This is a genomic window from Archangium sp., assembly GCF_045802675.1.
GTDB lineage: Bacteria > Myxococcota > Myxococcia > Myxococcales > Myxococcaceae > Archangium.
On sequence record NZ_JBJMQO010000107.1, the window covers coordinates 1 to 21,451 of the forward strand.

Genomic DNA, 21,451 nt, shown 5'->3' on the forward strand with positions numbered 1-21,451 from the left:
CCCGGCGCACGTCCACCGGCTCCTTCGGCGGCTCGTCCACCCGGGCGAAGATGCGCACGTCCTGGACGATGCGCTCGATGCGCACGGCGCCGATGACGGCGTCCCGGCACGCGTCCTTCAAGTCGTCCCGGGCCCTCTCGCGCTCCTCCGGCAGGGGCAGCTGCTCGAGCCCCCGTTCGATGTGGCGCAGGTTGGACAGCACATAGCTCAGCGGGTTGTTGACCTCGTGGGCCAGGCCCGCCGACATGCGCCCGAGCGCCTCCAGCTTCTGCGCGTGCATGAGCCGGGCATTGGCCTCGGCCAGCTCCCGGGTGCGCTCGGCCACCACGCGCTCCAGGTCCTCCATCCGCTGGTGGCTGGCGCGCAAGAGCTCCCACTTCTCGCAGAGCGCGTGCGCCATCTGCCGCACCTCGATGTTGTCGAAGGGCTTGCGCAGAATCAGCAGCCGCTCGCTGGTGCCCAGCTTGCGCGACAGCTCGTCCCACGAGTAGTCGGAGTGGGCCGAGCACAGCACCACCTGGAGCTCCGGCTCCTCGCGCCACATGAGCAGCGTCGTCTCCACCCCGTCGATGCCCGGGGGCATGCGGATGTCCACGAAGGCCAGTGCATAGGGGCGGCCCTCACGCATCGCGTCCCGCACGCGGCGTACGCCCTCCTCTCCACCCGAGGCGAAGTCCAGCTCGAAGCGCGTGGTGCTGAGCCGGGGCGGCGCCGCTCCAAAGAGCATGGACTCCATCGCATCCAGCTCCCCGACGTCGTCTTCGGGGCGGGCGAGGATCTTCCGGAAGTCCTGATGGATGGAAGGGTTGTCGTCGACCACCAGGATGCGGTGGTGCTCCCCCGGGGGAGGACTCATTCACGGGCCTCCTGCCCACGCAGGGGCAGCTCGATGATGAAGGTAGCGCCCTGCCCGCGTCCACCACTGTCACAGCGGAGCCGGCCGTTCATCTCCCCGGCGGCCAGCGCGCTGGAGTGCAGGCCGAAGCCATGGCCGTCCTTCTTGGTGGTGAAGCCATGGGAGAACAACCGGGACAGGTGCTCCGGGGCGATGCCCACGCCATTGTCCGCCACGGCGATGCGCAGCCACTCCCCGGCCTGCTCCATGCGCAGGGTGAGTTGCTTGTCCTCGCGTCCGCTCTCGAGCAGGGCATGACGGGCGTTGTTGAGCAGGTTCACCACGATTTGGAGCAGTTTATGCCGGTCCAACAGCACCGGGGGAAGCTCGGCGTACTCGCGCCGGATGCGGATGCCTGACCGCTCGAACGAGCTGGCGTGCAGGCGCAGCGCGTCCTCGAGCAGCCGCGCCACCGGCACCTGCTCCACCAGGCCGCCGATCCGGGCGTGCTCCTGCTGCATGCCCACCACGGCGCGGATGTGCTCCACGTGGCGGATGAGCGCCAGCAGCTCCTCCAGCAGCGTCTCGTGCTCCTGGACCACGTGGCGGGAGGCGGAGGAGAGGTACTCGGGAAGCTGGCGCCCCCTGGAGTCGTCCGCCAGGAAGGCGGCCAGGTTCGACTCGTGCTCGCGCAGCAGGTCCGTGGCCCGCACCACCAGGGGGGCCCGCGAGCCGCGCAGCCGCTCGGCGATGAGCGAGGCCGACACGTTGACGCTGTTGAGCGTGTTGCCCACGTTGTGCAGCACGCCCGTGGCCACCTCGGCCATGCCCGCCCGGCGCGACACCTCCATGAGGCCGCGGTGCAGCTCGCTCAGCTGGGCCTCGGCCGCCTTGCGCCCGGTGATGTCCCGGCCAAAAACAGTCACCCCCATCGGCCGCCCGTCCGGTCCCGGAATGGGGTGCATCGACAGCTCCAGCACCAGGGCCCCCTCTCCCCTCGGTAAGGTCCCCTCCGCGCGGACGGGGTGCCCCTGGAGGACGTGGGCCAGTTGCGCCCGCCACCCCTCCCGCTGGGCGGGCGTGGACAGGAGCTCCAGCGGCTCCCCCAGCCGCAGCTCCTTCCCGAACGTCCCGACGGCCAGCCGCCGCGCCGCGGAGTTGGCGGTGACGACGCGCCCCTCCAGGTCGAGCGAGCACACCGGATCCTCCGTGCTCTCGAGGAGCGCGCTCAACCGGCGCTCGCTCTCGCTCACCGTGGCGGACGCCTCGTCGCGGGCGGAGCGGAACAGCGCGCTCAGCCCCCAGCCGAGCAGCAGGATGAGGGTATCCAACAGCCCCCCCACCCAGACGCCGGACCGGGCGAAGAGCGGCTCCCGGGTGCCGAAGCCCGACTGGTAGAGCGGGAGGAGGACCCCGGCGTTGAGGCTGAAGAGGGCGGTGATGATGAGCCCGGTGCGCGCCCCCAGCAGATAGACCGAGAGGGCCGGGATGAGCATGACGGCCGCGTGCGAGGCGACGGCGGGCCGGGGCATGACGAAGGTGGCCGCCATGTAGCCGCCCACGAGGAGGCCGCACACCACCAGCGACGCGGCCCGGAGCGAGCCCCGCCAGCGCAGGAGCCCCAGCGCCAGCGCGAAGGCGGAGGACAGCCCCAGGCCCAGCCCCCCGCGGGCCAGACGGTCCCGCTCGAAGAGGGGCGCCGACAGCGCCAGCACCAGGCACATGCCCAGCAGGAAGAGCGTGGCGCCCACCAACAACCGGTAGCGGCCGAGCACGTCCGGCGGCGAGCGGCGCTGTTCCTCCGTCAGGAACGCATCCAGCCGCCCGAGAAACCACGTCCGCGGCCCCAGTCCCATGCCGGGCAATCCTCCCACCCCTACCCCGGGCCCCGCAACCCGGGGGGGGAGGACTCGCCCTCGGAGGGCCGGCGCCCAGGCACCCGCGGCCGCGCCTACCCCGTGCCTACATTGTCGGGGGTGGGGACTCCTGGTGCTCGGCCATGCGCAGCAGCTCGCGGTTGCGCCAGGCGTCGATGGCCCGCTGCATGTCGTCGCGCATGGAGACGAGGTCGCCGGTGTTGGCCACGGCCTCCACCTTCGGCATCAGCGTGGTCTCCTCGTGGCTGACGTGCTCGGTCACCATGCGCTCCAGGCGGCCGCACAGCTCGCCGAGCCGCGGATCCGTCTGCTTCACCTGGAGGATCTCCGAGATGAGCTGCTTCACCTCGGCGTGGTCCTGGAAGGACTCGTCGATGAGGCCGTCCACGCCCTGCTCGCGGGCGAAGGGATAGAAGAACTGCTCCTCCAGCGCCGCGTGGATGGTGAGGGCCTCGGCCACCTTGCCGAGCAGCGAGATGCGCTCGTCGCCCCCGCTGGCCTTGAGCCGCTGGAACAGGTCATCCACTTCCCGGTGCTGCTGCTTCAGCAATTCGATCGCGCTCACGGTCCTGGCTCCTTGGATGTCGCCCCCCACACAGTCCGCATGGCGTGGAGGAGCGACAAGCAGGGAGCCCGTACCGGGACGCTCTTTCCCGGGCGGGGGGCGGCCGCCCGCCCGCTGGAGCACCGGGCCTTGCTCAGGCCTTGCGCGACACCTCGCGGAAGACGGCGAGCGACCGGCCAGCCAGCTCGAAGGCGCCGGAGGGCACCGGCTCCTCGGGGCCGCGCTTCTCATCCGCGGTGTAGAACTCGATGACCCACTGGGAGCCCTCGGCCGGAGGCGGCACGGTGAAGCGCACCTGCTCGTGGTGGGCGTTGAGCAGCACCAGCAGGGCGTCTCCGATGACGCGCTGGCCGCGCTCGTCGAGCGAGGGGATGGCGTCGCCCCCGAGGAGGAACGCCAGCGAGCGGACGAAGGGCTTGTTCCAGTCCTCCTGGCTCATCTCCGTGCCGTCCGGGCGGAACCACGCCAGGTCCTTGTACTCCGAGTCCCAGATGTGTTTGCCCTGGAAGAAGCGGCGGCGCTGGAGCACCGGCTGGCGGTGGCGGAACTGGATGAGGCGCGCGGTGAACTCCAGCAGGGACTGCCGGCGCTCGTCGAGGTTCCAGTCCACCCAGGACAGCTCGTTGTCCTGGCAGTAGGCGTTGTTGTTGCCGCCCTGGGTGCGCCCCATCTCGTCGCCGGCCACCAGCATGGGCACGCCCTGCGACAGGAAGAGCGAGGCGAGCAGGTTGCGCTTCTGGCGCTCGCGCAGGGAGATGACGTTGGCGTCGTCCGTCTCGCCCTCCACGCCGCAGTTCCACGCCTGGTTGTCGTCGGCGCCGTCGCGGTTGTGCTCGCCGTTGGCCTCGTTGTGCTTGTGGCTGTAGGTGACGAGGTCGTGCAGGGTGAAGCCATCGTGCGCGGTGACGAAGTTGATGCTGGCCTGGGGCCGGCGCCGCGCCTCCTGGTAGAGGTCCGACGAGCCCGCGAAGCGGTAGCCCACCTCGCCCGCGAGGTTCTCGTCGCCCTTCCAGTAGCGGCGCAGGGCGTCGCGGTACTTGCCGTTCCACTCGCGCCAGGGCGCTTGGAAGCCGCCCACCTGGTAGCCGCCGAGCCCCACGTCCCACGGCTCGGCGATGAGCTTCACCCGGCCGAGCACCGGGTCCTGGTTGAGGATCTGGAAGATGGGGGCGGTGGGGGAGAACTCGCCCTTGCCCACGCGGCCGAGCACGGTGGCCAGGTCGAAGCGGAACCCGTCCACGTGCATCTCCTCCACCCAGTAGCGCAGGCTGTCGACGATGAGGCGCGCCGTCTGCGGGTTGAAGGCGTTGAGGCTGTTGCCGCACCCGGTGAAGTCCAGGTAGTAGCGCGCCTCGGGCATGAGCCAGTAGTAGCTGGCGTTGTCGATGCCCTTGAGCGACAGCGTGGGCCCCAGGTGGTTGCCCTCGCACGAGTGGTTGTAGACGACGTCGAGCAGCACCTCGATGCCCGCCGAGTGCAGCGCCTTCACCATCGCCTTGAACTCGTTGACGACGGCGCCCGGGGTGCGGCGGCTGGCGTAGGCCTGCTCGGGGGCGAAGTAGCACAGCGTGTTGTAGCCCCAGAAGTTGGACAGCCCCTTCTCCCCGAGGAAGGAGTCATCGGCGAACTCGTGGATGGGCAGCAGCTCCACCGCGGTGACGCCCAGCTTGAGCAGGTGCTCGATGACGGCCGGGTGGGCGAGCCCCGCGTAGGTCCCGCGCTGGTGCTCGGGCACCTTGGGATGGCGCATGGTGAGGCCCTTCACGTGGGCCTCGTAGATGACCGTCTTGCGCCAGGGCACGTCCGGGCGGCGCTCGTTGCCCCAGTCGAAGTAGTCGCCCACCACCACGCACTTGGGCATGCCCGCGGCGCTGTCCTGCTCGTCGCGCATCAGGTCCTGCTGCGCGTGGCCGAGCGGGTAGCCGAACACCGGCTTGGACCAGTCCACCTCGCCGTGCAGCGCCTTGGCGTACGGGTCCACCAGCAGCTTGTACGGGTTGCAGCGGTGGCCCTTCTGCGGCTCATAGGGGCCGTGGACGCGCAGGCCGTAGAGCGTGCCCGACTCCAGCCCCGGCACGTAGCCGTGCCAGACGTCATCCGTCGACACCGGGAGATCGAACCGCTCCACCTCTTTCGAGGGATTCTGCGGGTCGAAGAGGCAGACCTCGACACGGGTGGCGACCTGCGAGAAGACCGCGAAGTTCACGCCCGTTCCGTCGAACGTCGCGCCTCGTGGGTACGGCTTTCCCGGCCAGACTTCCCTGGGCATACGCTTCGGAGTCCTTTCAAACGGAATTCCCGCCGAATCTGGGAGCGGGGGCCCAGGACCGCACGCTCCGTCCGACCCGGGACAGAGCGAGCGTCCACCAACCACCAGGAGATGAGCCCCTCCGTACGGTTCCGCACGCTCGTATCCGAGGGCCAATGAAAACCGTCTGGCTGCTCGGCCAAGGTGCGCCCGCGTTCCACCACACGGAAAGGAAGCACGCACATGAAGCACACCATTCAAGGGTTCCTCGTCGCCGGCACGCTGGTCCTCGGGGGCTCGGCCCTCGCCGAGGGGAAGACGGACACCAAGGGCACGGCCGATGTCCGCGGCTTCGTGGTGCCCACCGACGAGAAGGCCTTCCTCGAGCGGCTGCACTACACCAACCAGAAGGAGATCAAGCTCGGCCAGCTGGCCCAGCAGAACTCGACCAACCCGGACGTGAAGTCCTTTGGCGAGCTCATGGTGCGGGAGCACACCGATGCGGATCAGAAGCTCCTGTCCATGGCCCAGACGCGCGGCCTGAAGCTGGCGGACATGCCCAAGCCGATGAACGACATGGAGAAGAAGGCCATGGCCGCCGACAAGGCGAACATGGAGAAGCTCCAGGCGTTCAAGGGCGAGCCGTTCGACTCCTGCTACATGGCCGACATGGTGGGCGACCACGACGACACGCTCGGCAAGCTGATGGCTGGGCGTCAGGCGCTCAGCGGCAACGCGCAGCTCATCCCGCTGCTCGATGACCTCACCCAGCACGTCTCCCAGCACCGGCAGCAGGCGTACTCGGTGCTCGGCAAGCTGGGCCAGGGCATGATGGGCGTGGGTGGCGCGGGCTCGGGCACGCAGAAGGGCACCGAGTCCGGCACGGGCGGCCACATGGGCACGCACCCGGGCAGCGGCTCCATGGGCACCGGCACCACGGGCGGCACCACGGGCGGCTCCATGGGCACCGGCACCACCGGCACCGGCAGCGGCAGCGGCTCCATGGGCACCACGGGTACCGGCGGCACCACGGGCACCGGCAGCGGCACGCAGCCGAAGAAGTAGCGGGCTCGTTTCACCGGCCTCGGCGCGGCGGGGAGGGAGCCCTCGCGCCGGTACGGGGACGATGGACGGCACGAGGGGCCCGCCTGCCTGCTGGGGCGGCCCCCCGGAGCGAAAGAGCGTCTTTCCCCCAGGCGTTGCAGGTGGTAGGGATGTTTGCTCAGCAAGCACCAGCCACTCATGGGAATCACCCACCGCCCACCTCGGCGCGAAGCACGAAGCGCCCGATGGACGGACATGGTGGGGGCCTTCTGGGCCCTCGCCCTGACCGTGCTGGTCGGCGTGTGCGCGTCGAGCGCGCGTCCCCTCGAGCGGCCGGACGCCCGGTGGCTGTCCGTCGCCTCGGCGGCCCCGCGTAAGGGTTCGGTCTCCGCCGATCTCCCCGGGCGCCAGGAGCAGCTGGTCGGCGTCCACGAGTATTCGGCGCAGGGCCGGTTGGAGCAGCCGCACCTCTCCCGCAAGCCCCTGCCGCCCCTCAAGCGGTTCGCTCCACGCCTGGGCCTCGTGCCGGGGCCGGCGCCACGGTTCGTGGCACGTCTGGGGAAGCTCATCGCGGACGGGGTGTCCCGGAGTCACGGCCGCATCGCGGATCGGCCGGTGGTGGCGAACTGTCCCGCGCAAGGGCCTCCGCGGACCGCGTGACGTCGCGGTTCCAGAGGTAGAGAGACGCACGGCCGCGGGCACTGCTCGCCGGGGCGGGAGCTTCCTCGAGGAAGCGCCGCTTCGAGCGACGGGTACGGGCCGCGCTCCGTCATTCCATCCCTTCCATCCCGTGCGCCAGTCCCACTGGCGCGCTCGAGGCATGCCTTGCGCGAAGAACAGCACGTTGTTTCCAGCTCCCCCCTCTCCCCTGACTCCCCTGTCCAGACGACGCCGGACCAGCCCCCCGTGAACACGGATTACGCGCGGTGGGAGGTGGCGCGGCTCCTCATGGCCCTGGTCGTCTGCGCGCTCATCGTCGGCGTGGCCGTGGCCTACGACACGCTCCGCTGACGGGCACGTGTCAGCGCGCCGGTCCGGGCAACTGACCGGGCCGGCGCTGCGCTCCTGGTCCACCCTCGCTCCAGGCGGGAGTGGACCGGGCGCGTTCCTTCCTCTTCGACCTCATCTCCATCTCAAGGGGGTGTTTCAGCGATGCACGCTGCTCACGATTTCCTCGCGGCCCTCGCGATGGTCCTCTGCGTCGCGGCGGTGACGTCGGTCGTCTTCCAACGGCTGCGTCAACCCGTCGTGCTCGGATACATCATCGCGGGGCTCATCATCGGTCCCCACGTCCCCATTCCCCTGGTGGCGGACCTCGCCATCGTCCAGACCCTCTCGGAGCTGGGCGTCATCCTCCTCATGTTCTCGCTCGGGCTGGAGTTCAGCCTGCGCAAGCTGCTCCACGTGGGCCCCACCGCGGGGCTCACGGCCCTCATCCAGTGCAGCCTGATGATCTGGCTGGGCTTCGTGGTGGGCCGCGCCTTCGGCTGGACGTCGAAGGAGAGCATCTTCACCGGCGCCATCATCGCCATCTCCAGCACCACCATCATCGCCAAGGCCTTCGACGAACAGCGCATCCACGGCAAGCTGCGGGAAATCGTCGTCGGCGTCCTCATCGTCGAGGACCTCATCGCCATCCTGCTCATGGCCACCCTCACGGCCATCTCCACCGGCGCGGGACTGTCGGCGGGACAGCTCACCCTCACCGTGGGACGGCTGGCGCTCTTCCTGGTGGGGCTCGTCGGCGTGGGGCTGCTCGTCATCCCGCGCACCGTGCGCGCCATCACCCGGCTCGAGCGGCCGGAGACGACGCTGGTGGCGAGCATCGGCATCTGCTTCGCCATCGCGCTGCTCGCGCAGGCGTTCGGCTACTCGGTGGCGCTCGGCGCGTTCCTCGCGGGCTCGCTCGTCGCCGAGTCCGGCAAGGAGAAGGAGGTGGAGCACCTCGTGCAGCCCGTGCGCGACATGTTCGCCGCCGTCTTCTTCGTCTCGGTGGGCATGCTCATCGACCCGGCGCTCATCGCCGAGCACTGGGTGGCCGTGGCCGTGCTCACCGGGGTGGTCATCCTCGGCAAGCTGGTGGGCGTGTCGCTGGGCGTGTTCCTCACCGGCAATGGCACGCGCACCGCCGTGCAGTCCGGCATGAGCCTGGCGCAGATCGGCGAGTTCTCCTTCATCATCGCCGGCCTGGGCCTCTCGCTGAACGCCACGGGCGGCTTCCTCTACCCCGTGGCCGTGGCCGTGTCGGCGATCACCACCCTCACCACGCCCTTCCTCATCCGCGCCTCGGGGCCGGTGGCCAACTTCGTGGACCGCAAGTTGCCCCGGCCGCTGCAGACCTTCGCGGCACTCTATGGGAGCTGGGTGGAGGAGCTGCGCACCGCGCCACCGCGGCAGACGGCCGGTGCGAGGATCCGCCGCATGGTGCGGCTGCTGCTGCTCGACGCGGCCCTGCTCGCCGCCATCGTCATTGGCACGTCCGTCAAGCTCGGCAGCATCGCGAAGGCGCTCCAGGGCTTCATCGGGCTGGAGGCCGCCGTGGCACGCCCGCTCGTCATCGGGCTCGCGGCGCTGCTCGCGGCGCCGTTCTGCGTGGGCGTCGTCCGGGTCGCCCGAGGCCTGGGCGTGCTGCTCGCGGAGACGGCGCTTCCCACCGAGGGGGGCCGGATGGACCGGGCCGCCGCGCCACGCCGCGCGCTCGTGGTGACGCTCCAACTGGCGAGTGTGCTCTTCGTGGGCGCGCCCCTCATGGCGCTCACGCAGCCCTTCCTCCCCGGCGTCCTCGGCGCGGCCGTGCTGCTCCTGCTGCTCGTGGTGCTCGGCGTGAGCTTCTGGCGCAGTGCCACCAACCTCCAGGGGCACGTGCGCGCGGGCTCACAGGTCATCGTCGCGGCCCTCGCGGCCCAGTCCCAGGCCAGTGGAGAGGCGGCACATGGCGAGGACTTGAAGGACGTCCGAGCCATCCTCCCCGGGCTCGGCGAGCCGACGCCCGTCCGGCTCGAGACGGCGAGTCCCGCGGTGGGAAGGACGCTCGCGGAGCTCAACCTGCGAGGGATGACGGGCGCCACGGTGCTCGCCATCAGACGCGGCGAGGAGCATCTCGTCGTGCCCACCGCGCACGAGCCCCTGCGGGTGGGAGACGTGCTCGCGCTGGCCGGCACGCACGAGGCCATCGACGCGGCCCGGGCCGTACTCGGCGGGGGCTCCCAGGCCGGGCGGGCGGCTCCCGCCTGACTCAACGTCCGGCGTCGGGAGGGGTGCCCGCGTCGGGCGGGGCGGGCCGCTGCACGGTGACGCGGTCCTCCAGCGGCACGCGGCCCAGGGACTGGCGGAACAGCTCCCACAGCGCCTTGCGGTGGCCCTCGGGCGAGGTGGTGCCCTCGAGCACCAGCCCCGCCCCCAGGTAGCTCGCGCTCAGGCCCAGGCCCTTGAGCGTGGGCGTGAGGGCCGCGAGCTGCTCCTGCAACAGGGGCAGCTCGAAGGTGAGGTCCAGCTCGCGCGCGAGGTACGCGTCCGTCTTCAGCACCGCGCGCAGGGCATCGCGGCAGCGCGCCGTCTTCACCTCCACCGTGAGGGAGCGCTCGGCGCCCTCGGTGGCCTTGAGGCCCGGGCAGGCCTTGCGCGCCGCGGCCAGCGGCTCCGCCGAGGGCTCGGGCTCCGGAGGCCGGCCCGGCGCGCCCACCACCAGCCGCCACACCGCGAACTTCCCCTCCGCGTACAGCAGCAGCAGCGTGCGCCCCGGCTTCACCCCGGTGAGCAGCAGCTCGTTGCTGCCCTCGAGCACCTCCGCCGTGGCGATGGACGGGTCCTCCACCTCCACCCAGTCCACCACGCTCAGCTTGTGGAAGCGCTCCTTGCCCGCCTCCAGGGGCATCGACAGGTCCACCGGCCAGGCGCCAGCACGCGGGGCGGACAGCGTCAGCAAGAGGACAGCCAGGGGGAGGAGGCAGCGGCTCACTGGTGGACGCATGTGCATCCAGACCCTCTCGGAAAGTGTGCGAGTCCTCTTACCACGGGGTATGTAGAGAAACTCTATGCAACCCTGGGTCCTTTGGACCGCCTGCCTGGCCCTCGTCGCACTCCGGGGCCTCATCGCCGCCGCCGAGTCCGCCCTCTATGGCACCTCCGACTTGAGCGCGCAGGAGTTGGCCCAGTCCCACCCGGGCCCCGGCAAGCGCGTGCTCCGCCACAAGACGGAGCGCGAGGCCACCGCCACCGCCCTGCGCGTGGGCAGCGTGCTCTGCGGCTTCCTCGCCGCCGCCATCGGCGCCTACGTGCCGCCGCAGCTGCTCAACTTCACCCGTCTGGGCGAGGCCCCCTGGCTGAACCTGGCCACCGTGCTGGCGGGCTCGTTGCTGGTGGGCCTGCTCGCCATCCTCGTGGAGGTGACGATGCGCGGCCTGGCCAACGCCGGCCCCGAGCGCTGGGCGCTGCGGCTGTCCTGGCTCGTCTCGCTGCTCGCCTTCTGCTTCTACCCGCCCATGCGGATGCTCATGGGCCCCATCAACCTGGTGGCCCGGGGCTTCGGCCGCACCCTGCGCTTCGAGCCCCCGCCCCCGCCCCTCGAGGAGCTGGAGAAGCTGCTCGCCGCCCAGGCGGCCAAGGAGGAGGTGGATCAGAGCGCGCCCCAGCTCATCCGCTCCATCTTCGAGCTGTCCGACAAGCGTTGCCGCGACGTGATGGTGCCGCGCACCGAGGTGGTGTGCGTGGACATCTCCACCCAGCCCGACGAGGTGCTGCGCCTGCTGGCCGAGGAGAACCACTCGCGCATCCCCGTCTACCGCGACGACGTGGACCACATCCTCGGCGTGCTGCACGCGCGCGACTTGATTCCGCTGCTGCAGCACCCCGAGCTCATCGTGCTGCAGGACACCATCCGCCCCGCGCACTTCGTGCCGTGGCTGAAGCCGATTGGCGACCTGCTGCGCGAGATGCAGCGCAAGAAGATCCACATGGCCATCGTCGTGGACGAGTACGGCGGCTTCATGGGGATTGTCACGTTGGAGGACATCCTCCGGGAAATCGTCGGCGACATCGGCGACGAGTTCGAGGTGGAGGAGAAGCAGGTGGAGAAGCAGGCCGACGGCAGCATCCTGGTGGACGCGGCGCTGGAGGTGGAGAAGTTCAACAAGGCCTTCGGCTTCGAGCTGCCCGAGGGCGACTTCGACACGCTGGGCGGCTTCCTGTCGGCGCAGGCCGGCCACCTGCCGGACGTGGGCGAGCGCTTCGTCTTCAACGGCTGGGCCTTCACCGTCCACGCCAAGGAGGGCGCGCGCATCGACCGCGTGCGGATGATGAAGCTCAAGACGCCCACCAAGGAGCCCACGCCCTCCAAGGAGACCCCGGGCACCAAGGAGCCCGCGGGCCAGGAGCTCAAGGCCTGAGCGGGCCTCGAGCGCCCGCGCAGTGACTCAGCGCCGGCCGCCGCGCAACCGCTCCAGCTCGGCGAGGGCCTCGGCCAGCTTGCGCTCGGACTCCTCGCGGCGGTGAGTCTCCTCGAGACGCAGGCGGGCCTCCTGCGCGAGCCTCCGCTCCAGCTCGGCGCGCAGTTGGGCCTCCTCGGTCCGGTGGGCCTCCGCCTCCCCCACCATCCGCTCCAGCGTGGCGATCATCTCGTCCGCCTCCGGCAGGGGCGCCCGGCCGTGATAGAAGCGCAGCCGCTCGCCCTCGAGCTGCAGCTCCAAACCGAGCACCTCGGAGGGATAGAAGCCCTGCTGCGGCACGATGGGTTGGTAGACACGCCTCCCCTCCCCGGCCAGCCGCCAGCCGGTGAGCTTCAGCCGTCCCCGGTCGAAGAGGAAGTACTCGCGGATGCCGAGCCGGGCGAAGCGCTCCACGTTGCGCTCCAGGTCCTTGCGCCGCTCGCCGGCGACGTGGACCTCCAAGGCCAGGTCGAGCCCCTTGCCCTCGGCGTTCACCACCCAGCGCATGCGCGAGTGGGGCTCCACGTCCATCACGGCGATGACATCGGGCGCGAACATACGCTCGCCCGGGTAGTACACGGGCAGCTCACATCCCAGGTACACCTTGCGGCCGATGCGCGAGAAATAGCCACCGAGCACCTCGCGCGCGCGCGCCTTGGCCTCGTAGTGGGGATCTCCCTCGGGCGGATTGGCCTCGGAGAGCGGAAACTCGAACGGCAGGCTGTCGATGACGTGGGCGCGCTCCTCGGGCGTGAGCCGGTCCCAGACCTCCTGGGGCGGTGCACGCGGGTCGTCTGGATCGACACGGTAGGAATCAGCGCTCATGGTGCCGGTAGACACACTAAGTCCCTCCCACGAGGTGACCAAGCAGGGTCCGGAGCAAGCGTCGGACAGGAGGCGCCCGGCCGGCTTCTTCCCAGGCCACTTCCCCGCCCCGGGACCGCGCCTGTCGGCCAACGGACCCACCCCACCCCATCCACCGCCCTGGACCACCTCGCACATAGGGCCATGAGACGTGACTTCCGCGGTCAAGTCAAGGCACGTGGCATGGGGAGGACGTGCCCATGTGCGGGAACCCGGCCCCCCGCCTCACTCGGGCGAGGGCTCCACGGGGCGGAAGTACGGCAGCCGCAGGGTGCGCTCGGCGCGGAAGGGCAGCAGGCGCACCGTCTCGCCGAAGCCCAGCGCCACCCCGCCGCCCACCTCCACCCGCCACGTGCGCGGCGTCACACCCGTGCCACCGGGCTCGGACTGCAGCGGGAAGGACACGGTGAGGGTGCGGTGCGCGTCCGCGGCCAGGGGCTCGCGTACCCCGCGCGTGCCCACTGCGTAGCGCCGCCCGTCCAGGCGCAGCTCGAAGTCCACCCCCGTCACCTCCGCGTCCCAGAAGGTGGGGTTCTCCACGTCCAGGCGGAGGGTGAGCTCGCCCTCGCCCTTGGGCGTGAAGGCCAGGCCCACCTCCTCCACCCGCACCGCCTGGTCCATGGCATGCGGGCGCAGCGTCACCCCGGCACACCCGGCCAGCCACGGCAGACACAGCAGCCATGCGCGCCGGTGCATCAACCCCCCAACAGCGGCTTGAGGGCCTCCACCGAGAGCGGCCACCCGGAGCGGCGCGCCAGCACCTCCAGCGCGCGGATGAAGTCCGCGGCCGACTGGAAGCGCCGCGCCTTGTCCGCGAAGAGGGCCTTGCGCACCACCTGCACCGCGTAGTCCGGCAGCTCCGGCTGGAGCGTGGACAGCAGCGGCACCCGGGCGTCCCGCACCCGGTGCATCAGCTCCGCCTCGCCGTCCCCGGTGAACAGGCGCCGGCTGGCCAGCAGCTCCCAGAGGATGACGCCCGCCGAGTACAAATCGCTGCGCGCGTCCACCGGCTGGCCCAGCACCTGCTCCGGGCTCATGTACGCCAGCGTGCCGCGCAGCGCGCCCGCGTCCCCGCGCAGCTGGCCCTCCACGTCCGCCACGCCGAAGTCGGTGAGCTTCACGTCGCCCCCCACGCTCAGCAGCACGTTGGACGGGTTGACGTCGCGGTGGACGATGGTGCCACCGCCCTCGCCCAGCTTCGCGCGGTGGACGTAGTCCAGCGCCTTGAGCAGACACCAGGTGATGTAGCAGGCGGCCTCCGGCGGCATCGCCGCGCCCGCCTTCACCAGCAGCTCCTGCATGAAGCTCAGCGTCCGCCCCGCCACCAGCTCCTGCACCATCAGGTAGTCCGGCCCCGCCTTGAAGAGGCGGAAGGTGCGCACGATGTGGGGATGGCGCAGCCGCACGGTGAGCTTCGCCTCGTCGACGAAGGCCTTCACGTACGCGCCATCGTTGCGGTACGTGGGCAACAGCCGCTTGAGCACCACCTCGTCCGGCTCGCCCGGAGAGCGCTGCGTCGAGGGCTTCGCACGCGCCTGGTACACCTCGGCCATCCCGCCGACCGCGAGCCGGCCGACGACCTCGTATCCACCCAGGTCCACTGCTTGCGCCACGAGCTCAGCCTACCTTGCTTTCGGTTGAAGCCCCACTATTCCCTCATCAGGGACGTGAAGAGGCGCTCGTACTTGCGCGCCGAGGCGGCCCAGGAGAAGTCCCGTCCCATGCCCCGGCGCCGGAAGGCCAGCAGCCGCTCGGGCTCGGCGTAGAGGGCCTGGGCCCGCCGCAGCGCCGCCAGCAGCGCCGAGGGGTGGAAGGCCTCGAAGAGGATGCCGTTGCCGTCCAGCCCGTCCTCCACCGTGTCCACCAGTCCGCCCGTGGCCCGGACGACGGGCACCGTGCCATAGCGCAGCGAGTACATCTGGTTGAGGCCGCAGGGCTCGTAGCGGCTGGGCATGATGAAGAAGTCCGCCCCCGCCTCCACCAGGTGGCTCAGCCCCTGGTCGAAGCCGATGAACGTCCCCACCTGCTGGGGGAAGTGGTGCTGGAGGGCGCGCAGCCCGTCTTCATAGTGGCCCTCGCCGCTGCCCACCGCGACGAAGCGGATGTCCGAATGGAGCGCCTGGGGCATCACCTCCAGCAGCAGGTCCACCCCCTTCTGCCAGGCCAGCCGCGACACGATGCCGAACACCGGAGCCGCGGTGTCCTCGCGCAGCCCGAAGCGCTTGAGCAGCTCGCGCCGGCACGCCGCCTTGCCCGTCAGGTCCTGCTCCGAGTAGCGCGCCGGGAGGTAGGTGTCCGTCTCCGGGCTCCACTCGTGCACGTCGATGCCGTTGAGGATGCCGGTGAGCGCGCCCGAGCGCCGGCGCAGCAGCCCGTCGAGGCTCGCGCCGCCCCCGGGCTCCTGGATTTCCCGCGCGTAGGTGGGCGACACGGTGGTGAGCGCGTCGGAGAACTGGATGGCGCCCTTGAGGAAGTTGACCCCGTCCCAGAACTCGAGCCCGTGCTCGGAGGTGAAGAGCTCCCAGGGCAGCCCCAGGTCCTCCATCACGTGTTTGCCGAACTGGCCCTGGTAGGCGAGGTTGTGGATGGTGAGCACGCACCTGGCCCGCGCGAGCGCCGTGCCCTGGAAGCCGCGCCGCAGCGACACCGGCGTCAGCCCCGTCTGCCAGTCGTTGACGTGGATGATGTCCGGGGTGAAGCCCAGGCGCTGGGCGGCCTGGAGCGCGCCGATGGACAGGTAGGCGAAGCGCCGGTGGTTGTCGCCGAACTCGCCCCAGGCGTCCCCGTAGATGCCGCTCCGGCCGTAGAAGTGCTCGTTCTCCAGGAAGAGGATTTCGAGGGTGGGCGACTGGCGCAGGGAGAGGATGGGCCCGCGCTCGGTGCCGAAGGGGAAGCGCAGCTCCAGGTGGTGGCCGGTGGGGGTGAGCCGGTCCGTCTTGACGGACGCATAACGGGGCGTGACGACCTTCACCTCGTGGCCCAGCTCCGCGAGCGCCGCGGGCAGGGCGCCGGCCACGTCCCCGAGTCCGCCCGTCTTGGAGAAGGGCGTCACCTCGGAGGCCACAAAGAGAATCTTCATGGAATGAGACGATGCCGTGTGGGACGGACGAGTCAACCCAAACACGCGGCTCGCACTCCGGGAGTGGGTTGGTATGGTGGGCGGCGTGGAGCCAACCCTGAATCCCATCGAACGTTTCGCGGTGCTGTACGAGGAAGCGAAACGCACCATCCCCGTCGACCCCAACGCCATGGTGGTGGCCTCCGTGGGGCCCGATGGCAGGCCGTCCACACGGGTGGTGCTGCTCAAGGACTTCGACGCGCGGGGCTTCGTCTTCTACACGAACCTGGAGAGCCGCAAGGGCCGGGAGCTGCTGGGCCAGCGGTGGGCGGCGCTGTGCTTCTTCTGGCAGCCCCTGGAGCGGCAGGTGCGGGTGGAAGGGCGCGTGGAGCAGGTGTCGGACGCGGAGGCGGACGCGTACTACCAGAGCCGGCCGCGCGGGAGTCAGCTCGGCGCATGGGCGAGCCTGCAGAGCCAACCCCTGCCGTCGCGCGAGCTGCTGGAGGCGCGCGTGGAGGAGCTCACGCGCAAGTACGAGGGCCAGCCCATTCCCCGGCCGCCGCACTGGTCGGGCCTGCGTGTGGTGCCCGACCGCATCGAGTTCTGGCACGCGCGGCCGAGCCGGCTCCATGACCGGCTCGTCTACCTGCGCGAGGGCAACGGCTGGAGGACCGAGGTCCTCTACCCGTGAGCCGCTCCCGTCTGGGAGTGCTCACCGCAGGGCGTCGGTGACGCTCGCGGCGGAAAGGGCCTGGACGAGCCAGCGCTGAAGCGTGCCCAGGTCCTCACAGCCCTCCACTCGCGCCTGCTCCTGGGGACCCGGCGCCAGTCCGCGCTGCCGCAGCAGCTCGTACAGCGCCGTGCGCAGGGCCCGCAGGCCTTGCTGCATTCCCTCCTGGAGTCCCTCCTGGCGCCCCTCCTGGCGCCCCTCCTGGAGTCCCTGCTTGCGCGCCAGCGACAAGGCGCCGCGCTCGTCCTGGATGGCCATGCCCGCGCGGATGTAGGCGTCCCACTCTTCCTCGGTGAAGCCCGCGGCGCGGGCCGCTTCCAGCGCGTCCACGAAGGGCCGCTCGGCCAACACTTCCGGCACCCCCCGCAGGTGGATGGCCTCCCGGAAGAAATAGGCCCACTTCTCCACCGCCGTGCGCGGCGGACGCGACGCGTCGTACTTGGGCAACTCCAGGAACACGAACTGGAGCTGCCCCAGCCCCCGAGCGCCTCCGTGCTGCTCCTGCATCCGCCAGCGGCTGAGCATCGGAACCCGCGGTGATTCCCGGTAGGGCCACAGCTCGAAGTCGCAGATGGTCACGCCGATGACGTCGTTCAGGTCCGGGTACGTCTGTCCGACGCCGAGCTGGCCGGTATAGGCCTTGGCCACGTTGTACACCACGCGCTTCTCGAAGCCCTCCACGTTGAGCACCTGCATCTCCACCACGTAGTGGGTGCCGCGCGCATCGGTGCACTTCACGTCGACGATGGAGAACTTGAGCTCCTGCACCTGGGGCCGCTGCTCGGGGGAGAGCAGCTCCACCTCCACCACGCGGTGCGCCTCGTCCAGCTCCAGCAGCCCGTTGAGCAGGGCCATCAACAGCGGCTTGTGCTCCTCGGTACCGAAGATTCGCTTGAAGACGAAGTCGGTTTTCGGGTCCGCGAACAGGGTGCGCATGCCCTTCATGTAGCGCGCCCCGGGCCGGTTGTCGCCCCGGCTGGCCGGACAGCGGGCGGGCCGCCACACAGCCCCCGGGGCCTGTCCCCCACGGACAGGACTGGACTTCCGCCGTGGGGTGGAGTGGGATGACCTCCGCCGTGGGCCATCCCTTCACCTCGGAGCCCCGGCGGGCTCTACCAGGGCAGCTCCTGGCCCTCGTAGCTGAAGAAGCGGCCGCCATCCTCGGCCTTGAGCCGGTCGATGACGTTGATCATCCCGCGCACGGACTCCTCGGGGCGCAGCGGCGCCTGGGGGCCGCCCATGTCCGTCTGCACCCAGCCCGGGTGCATGGAGACGGTGATGAAGCCCTCGCCCTGCAGCTCCAGGTGCATGTTGCGCATGGCCATGTTCATGGCCGCCTTGGTGATGCGGTAGGAGTAGGAGCCGCCCTGGCCGTTCTGGCCGATGGAGCCCATCTGAGAGGTGATGTGGATGATGCGCCGCGCCGAGCCGCGCCGCAGGGCCGGCAGCAGCGCGGCGGTGAGGCGCAGGGGCCCCATCGTGTTGACGGCGAAGGTGTCGGCCATCGACTCGTAGTCGAGCCCGGTCAGCTTCCCGTCCTTGCCGTAGACACCCGCGTTGTTGATGAGCACGTCCAGGGGCTCGCCCTGCCCCACCGCGGCGGCGAACGCGTCCACGCTCTTCGCGTCGGACATGTCGAGCCCGTGGATTTTCAGCCGGCCTCCTGTCTCCCGGGAAAGTCCCTGGAGCTGTTTGGCTTCGGCGGGTGAGCGGACTCCCGCGTCGATGGAATCTCCACGGTTGAGCAGCTGACGGACGAACTCGAGACCCAGACCACGGCTGGCACCGGTGATGGCATAGCGCATGGGCCCCATTAAACGCGGCCTCCCCACGAAAAGACACGACGCTTCGCGGCACTTGACCAGGGAGTGACAGGCGGTGGAAACCCCGATTGCACCGGGAGTGGAACCAAGCATGAACGTCGTAATCGTCGGAGGCGGAATCAGCGGGCTGGCGCTGGCGCACGGGCTGCATTCGCGGGGCACCGCGGTCACACTGCTGGAGGCGGCTTCTCACCTGGGAGGTAACATCCAGACGCGGCGTCGCGATGGGTTCATCACCGAGGCGGGCCCCAACAGCTTCGTGGACCGGGAGCCCACGCTGCGCCAGCTCGCGGCGAGCCTGGGCATCGAGGACCGCATCCGCACGGCGGATCCCTCGGCGAAGCGGCGCTACATCTACTCGCGCGGGAAGCTGCGGCAGGTGCCCTCGTCACCGCCGGCCCTGCTCAAGTCGGACGTGGTGCCGCTGGGGGCGAAGCTGCGGATGATGGGCGAGCTCTTCACCCGGCGCGCCCCCGACAAGGACGAGTCGCTGGCGGAGTTCGGGCGGCGGCATGTGGGGCGCACGGCGACGGAGGTGCTCGTGGACGCGATGCAGACGGGCATCTACGCGGGCGACGTGGAGGCGCTGAGCGTGGGCGCCGTCTTCCCCAAGGTGGTGGAGCTGGAGAAGCAGCACCGCAGCCTCGTGCTGGGCATGGCGCGCTCGCAGGCGGCCGCACGCAAGGCCCTGCCTCCGGGCGAGGGCGCGCCGAAGCCCACGGGCGCTGTCTCCTCGTTCGACGGAGGCCTCCAGGTGCTGGTGGACGCCCTGGCCCGCTCGCTCGGGCCGGCGGCGCGCACGGGGGCTCGGGTGGTGGGGCTGCGGCGCGAGGGCCACGGCTGGCGGCTCTCGGTAGAGGAGCACGGGCAGCGCTCGGAGCTGGCCGCGGACCAGGTGGTGCTGGCGGTGCCCGCGTACGTGGCGGCGGAGCTGCTGCGGCCGCTGGACGAGAAGCTCGCGGGGCGGGTGGAGGGCATCGCCTACGCGCCCGTCGCCGTGGTGCACCTGGGCTTCGCGCCGGGCTCCCTGCCGCCTCCGGACGGCTTCGGCTTCCTCATTCCCACCCTGGAGCGGCGGCGCCTCCTGGGCGTCATCCACGCCTCGTCCACCTTCCCCTGGCGCGTCGAGGACGGGCGCGTGCTGCTCACGTGCATGGTGGGCGGGGCGAAGCGGCCGGACCTGGTGGAGCTGGACGACGAGGCGCTGGTGAAGCTCGCGCGCGAGGAGCTGCGGGAGCTGGCCGGCATCACGGCCGAGCCCTCCTTCACCGAGGTCATCCACTGGAAGCGCGGCATCCCCCAGTACAACGTGGGGCACTTGGCGCGCATGGCCGCCATCGACGAGGGCGTGGCCCGTCTGCCCGGGCTGCACCTGCTCGGCAACGCCTACAAGGGCGTGGGCCTCACCGACTGCATCCGCAACGCCAACGCGCTGGTGGACACCCTCACGCGCTGAAGAGCAGTCGATAAATCGTGGAGGGAGGCCAGATGAGGGCGCAGAGAGGCCATCATTGGCCGACTCGCGGACCGGATAGGGAGCGCAGGAGCGTGCTGGGGCGTGGGCCGGAGGAGGTCGCGGCGGGTCCGTGGGAGTTATCAGCTCAGCAGGTTCACGAGAGCCTGGCCGTGGGCGAGCAGGTTATGCGCCAGGGCCGTGAGCAGTGCCACGCTCGTCACCTTGTCCAGCCCGCGCACCAGCAGCTTCTCCAGGCCGTAGTGCTGTTTGACCTGGGCGTTCACGTTCTCCACCAGGCTGGCCCTCCCCCGGTACAGTTCCTGGGCCTCTGGCGTCTGCATCCGCTCGCGCCAGGCCTCCACCTGCGCTGAATGGTCGCCTTGCTCCCGGGCGCGCGCCATGCGCTCGGGCACGGCAATGAGCGCGTCCACTCCTTTGTCCGCGCACGTCTTGAGGTCGGCCACCGTCGCGTGGTTGGCATCGGCCAGCAGGTGGGCGGGGAGCTGTCCCGTGCGCGCCTCTATCTGCTCGAGCATCGGCCCGACGCTGCCCGCGTCGCTGCCCACGTTCGTCACCTGCACGCCCACAATCGTGCGCGGCCCTCCCTCGGCCTTGCCCGCCACGGCCAGTTGCACGTTGTAGCCGGGCCGAAAGCCTCCATCGGCCATCTTCATGACGCGTGCGTCGGCGTCCGTGGTGGAGGCGCGCACCTGGCGCTTGTCCTTGGCGCTCTTCTTCTTGGCCCGCTCGCGCTCCAGGGCCCCCAGCGCCTCATCCACGCGCCTCTGGTAGTCGCGCGCAGCCGCCTCCCGCGCCGCCTTCTGCCGGCGCGGCAGCGTGTTGTCGTCTGCCTGCGCCAGTACCACTTCGAGGTGGAGCTCCGCCTGCTCCCGACACGCTTGTAACGACGCCTCTCGCCGGAAGGAGGGCGCCGAGGCGCTGGCGCGTACGCGCGTACCGTCCTGCGCCACCGTCTCCAGGCTCACCAGCTCGTGGTGCACCAGCAGCCCCACCACCTGGGTGAATACCTGCTGCAACACCTCGCCGTACTCGGCCCGAAACTGGCTCAGCTTGTCGTGGCTTACCTCCACCCCACCGCACAGCCACTCGAACGCCGCATCCTCCCGGCACCTGCGCGCCAGCTCCGTCGCCTCTCCCACTCCTTGCTGAATGCCGTACAGCCATACGCTCAACAGCAGATGCGGACTGGTCAGCGGCCTGCCCGCCCGGCCCTGCACCGCCCTGGCCTGGTGGAAGATTCCCCCCAGGTCCAGCTTCTCCACTGCCGCCGCTACCAGTCGCACCGGGTGCTCGGCCCCTACCAATCCCTCCGGCGTCTGCCGAAACAGCCACCCCTGCGCCCTCTGCGGCTCTCGCGTCCTCACCAGCTTCTGGCCGATGCGCTTTTCGTTTTCCACCCCTCCGCCCTACCTCAACCCTCTCTCCTTTTCCCGGACCGCACAGGTGGGCTCACCCTCGGCCCACCTGCTCTCCATCCCACTGCCGATTTATCGAACGCTCTTGAGCC

The 21,451-nt window shown here is 70.5% G+C and carries 18 protein-coding genes; 6 read left to right on the forward strand and 12 right to left on the reverse strand.

Annotation, left to right across the window (positions count from 1 at the left end; translation table 11 throughout):
• The 4 genes from ACJ8AN_RS29970 to glgX form a co-directional block, all read right to left on the reverse strand.
• The coding region (locus ACJ8AN_RS29970) for a sensor histidine kinase (RefSeq protein ID WP_407758936.1) at window positions 1-856 on the reverse strand (856 nt) is incomplete at its 3' end.
• Window positions 853-2,691, reverse strand: a complete 1,839-nt coding sequence (locus ACJ8AN_RS29975) for a two-component system sensor histidine kinase NtrB (RefSeq protein ID WP_407758937.1) — start codon at window positions 2,689-2,691, stop codon at window positions 853-855. The genes ACJ8AN_RS29975 and ACJ8AN_RS29970, both read right to left, overlap by 4 nt.
• Before the next feature lie 106 nt (window positions 2,692-2,797).
• Entirely contained in the window at window positions 2,798-3,277 is a 480-nt protein-coding gene (locus tag ACJ8AN_RS29980) for a hemerythrin domain-containing protein (protein WP_407758938.1), read from the reverse strand.
• 133 nt (window positions 3,278-3,410) lie between these two features.
• The gene (glgX, locus tag ACJ8AN_RS29985) at window positions 3,411-5,546 is read right to left on the reverse strand and encodes a glycogen debranching protein GlgX (RefSeq protein ID WP_407758939.1); all 2,136 of its coding nucleotides are present in this window, start codon (window positions 5,544-5,546) and stop codon (window positions 3,411-3,413) included.
• A gap of 222 nt (window positions 5,547-5,768) precedes the next feature.
• Between glgX and ACJ8AN_RS29990 the strand changes: the two genes are divergently transcribed.
• From ACJ8AN_RS29990 to ACJ8AN_RS30000, 3 genes are all read left to right on the forward strand, one after another.
• Window positions 5,769-6,590: a DUF4142 domain-containing protein gene (locus ACJ8AN_RS29990; protein ID WP_407758940.1), complete on the forward strand. Its 822-nt coding sequence runs from the start codon at window positions 5,769-5,771 to the stop codon at window positions 6,588-6,590.
• Window positions 6,591-6,824: 234 nt separating this feature from the next.
• Entirely contained in the window at window positions 6,825-7,229 is a 405-nt protein-coding gene (locus ACJ8AN_RS29995) for a hypothetical protein (protein ID WP_407758941.1), read from the forward strand.
• A 492-nt stretch (window positions 7,230-7,721) separates the two neighbouring features.
• Entirely contained in the window at window positions 7,722-9,803 is a 2,082-nt protein-coding gene (locus ACJ8AN_RS30000; protein ID WP_407758942.1) for a cation:proton antiporter, read from the forward strand.
• Between the two features lies 1 nt (window position 9,804).
• Here ACJ8AN_RS30000 and ACJ8AN_RS30005 read toward each other — a convergent pair whose 3' ends face one another.
• On the reverse strand, window positions 9,805-10,539 hold the full coding sequence (locus ACJ8AN_RS30005) for a pilus assembly protein N-terminal domain-containing protein (protein ID WP_407758943.1): 735 nt from the start codon (window positions 10,537-10,539) through the stop codon (window positions 9,805-9,807).
• A 64-nt stretch (window positions 10,540-10,603) separates the two neighbouring features.
• On the opposite strand from ACJ8AN_RS30005, the gene ACJ8AN_RS30010 reads away from it, so the two are divergent.
• Window positions 10,604-11,953, forward strand: coding sequence for a hemolysin family protein (locus tag ACJ8AN_RS30010; protein ID WP_407758944.1), 1,350 nt, complete (start codon window positions 10,604-10,606; stop codon window positions 11,951-11,953).
• Window positions 11,954-11,980: 27 nt separating this feature from the next.
• Here the strand turns inward: ACJ8AN_RS30010 and ACJ8AN_RS30015 are convergent, their stop codons facing one another.
• From ACJ8AN_RS30015 to glgA, 4 genes are all read right to left on the reverse strand, one after another.
• Window positions 11,981-12,817, reverse strand: a complete 837-nt coding sequence (locus ACJ8AN_RS30015; protein ID WP_407758945.1) for a Uma2 family endonuclease — start codon at window positions 12,815-12,817, stop codon at window positions 11,981-11,983.
• Between the two features lie 264 nt (window positions 12,818-13,081).
• A complete protein-coding gene (locus ACJ8AN_RS30020; RefSeq protein WP_407758946.1) occupies window positions 13,082-13,552 on the reverse strand; it encodes a hypothetical protein in 471 nt (156 codons plus the stop codon).
• Window positions 13,552-14,469, reverse strand: a complete 918-nt coding sequence (locus ACJ8AN_RS30025) for a serine/threonine protein kinase (protein ID WP_407758947.1) — start codon at window positions 14,467-14,469, stop codon at window positions 13,552-13,554. The genes ACJ8AN_RS30020 and ACJ8AN_RS30025 overlap by 1 nt, the downstream gene beginning before the upstream one ends.
• A 35-nt stretch (window positions 14,470-14,504) precedes the next feature.
• The gene (glgA, locus tag ACJ8AN_RS30030; protein ID WP_407758948.1) at window positions 14,505-15,935 is read right to left on the reverse strand and encodes a glycogen synthase GlgA; all 1,431 of its coding nucleotides are present in this window, start codon (window positions 15,933-15,935) and stop codon (window positions 14,505-14,507) included.
• A gap of 73 nt (window positions 15,936-16,008) precedes the next feature.
• Between glgA and pdxH the strand changes: the two genes are divergently transcribed.
• Entirely contained in the window at window positions 16,009-16,605 is a 597-nt protein-coding gene (gene pdxH, locus ACJ8AN_RS30035; protein WP_407758949.1) for a pyridoxamine 5'-phosphate oxidase, read from the forward strand.
• 21 nt (window positions 16,606-16,626) lie between these two features.
• On the opposite strand, the gene ACJ8AN_RS30040 is transcribed toward pdxH, so the two are convergent.
• Window positions 16,627-17,580: an Rpn family recombination-promoting nuclease/putative transposase gene (locus ACJ8AN_RS30040; RefSeq protein ID WP_407758950.1), complete on the reverse strand. Its 954-nt coding sequence runs from the start codon at window positions 17,578-17,580 to the stop codon at window positions 16,627-16,629.
• 176 nt (window positions 17,581-17,756) lie between these two features.
• Window positions 17,757-18,458, reverse strand: coding sequence for an SDR family oxidoreductase (locus ACJ8AN_RS30045; protein WP_407758951.1), 702 nt, complete (start codon window positions 18,456-18,458; stop codon window positions 17,757-17,759).
• Between the two features lie 100 nt (window positions 18,459-18,558).
• Between ACJ8AN_RS30045 and hemG the strand changes: the two genes are divergently transcribed.
• Window positions 18,559-19,923, forward strand: coding sequence for a protoporphyrinogen oxidase (hemG, locus tag ACJ8AN_RS30050; protein WP_407758952.1), 1,365 nt, complete (start codon window positions 18,559-18,561; stop codon window positions 19,921-19,923).
• A gap of 140 nt (window positions 19,924-20,063) precedes the next feature.
• Here hemG and ACJ8AN_RS30055 read toward each other — a convergent pair whose 3' ends face one another.
• Window positions 20,064-21,341: a transposase gene (locus ACJ8AN_RS30055; protein ID WP_407758953.1), complete on the reverse strand. Its 1,278-nt coding sequence runs from the start codon at window positions 21,339-21,341 to the stop codon at window positions 20,064-20,066.
• Window positions 21,342-21,451: the final 110 nt, after the last annotated feature.

What these genes read in the sequence shown, in the direction of transcription:
- pdxH (WP_407758949.1), top strand. Translation starts at nt 16,009, where the DNA reads ATGGTGGGCGGCGTGGAGCCAACCCTGAATCCCATCGAACGTTTCGCG.
- ACJ8AN_RS30010 (WP_407758944.1), top strand. Translation starts at nt 10,604, where the DNA reads ATGCAACCCTGGGTCCTTTGGACCGCCTGCCTGGCCCTCGTCGCACTC.
- ACJ8AN_RS30015 (WP_407758945.1), bottom strand. Translation starts at nt 12,817, where the DNA reads ATGAGCGCTGATTCCTACCGTGTCGATCCAGACGACCCGCGTGCACCG.
- ACJ8AN_RS29995 (WP_407758941.1), top strand. Translation starts at nt 6,825, where the DNA reads ATGGTGGGGGCCTTCTGGGCCCTCGCCCTGACCGTGCTGGTCGGCGTG.
- glgA (WP_407758948.1), bottom strand. Translation starts at nt 15,935, where the DNA reads ATGAAGATTCTCTTTGTGGCCTCCGAGGTGACGCCCTTCTCCAAGACG.
- ACJ8AN_RS29990 (WP_407758940.1), top strand. Translation starts at nt 5,769, where the DNA reads ATGAAGCACACCATTCAAGGGTTCCTCGTCGCCGGCACGCTGGTCCTC.
- ACJ8AN_RS30040 (WP_407758950.1), bottom strand. Translation starts at nt 17,580, where the DNA reads ATGCGCACCCTGTTCGCGGACCCGAAAACCGACTTCGTCTTCAAGCGA.
- ACJ8AN_RS30000 (WP_407758942.1), top strand. Translation starts at nt 7,722, where the DNA reads ATGCACGCTGCTCACGATTTCCTCGCGGCCCTCGCGATGGTCCTCTGC.
- glgX (WP_407758939.1), bottom strand. Translation starts at nt 5,546, where the DNA reads ATGCCCAGGGAAGTCTGGCCGGGAAAGCCGTACCCACGAGGCGCGACG.
- ACJ8AN_RS30020 (WP_407758946.1), bottom strand. Translation starts at nt 13,552, where the DNA reads ATGCACCGGCGCGCATGGCTGCTGTGTCTGCCGTGGCTGGCCGGGTGT.
- ACJ8AN_RS29975 (WP_407758937.1), bottom strand. Translation starts at nt 2,691, where the DNA reads ATGGGACTGGGGCCGCGGACGTGGTTTCTCGGGCGGCTGGATGCGTTC.
- ACJ8AN_RS30045 (WP_407758951.1), bottom strand. Translation starts at nt 18,458, where the DNA reads ATGGGGCCCATGCGCTATGCCATCACCGGTGCCAGCCGTGGTCTGGGT.
- ACJ8AN_RS30005 (WP_407758943.1), bottom strand. Translation starts at nt 10,539, where the DNA reads ATGCGTCCACCAGTGAGCCGCTGCCTCCTCCCCCTGGCTGTCCTCTTG.
- hemG (WP_407758952.1), top strand. Translation starts at nt 18,559, where the DNA reads ATGAACGTCGTAATCGTCGGAGGCGGAATCAGCGGGCTGGCGCTGGCG.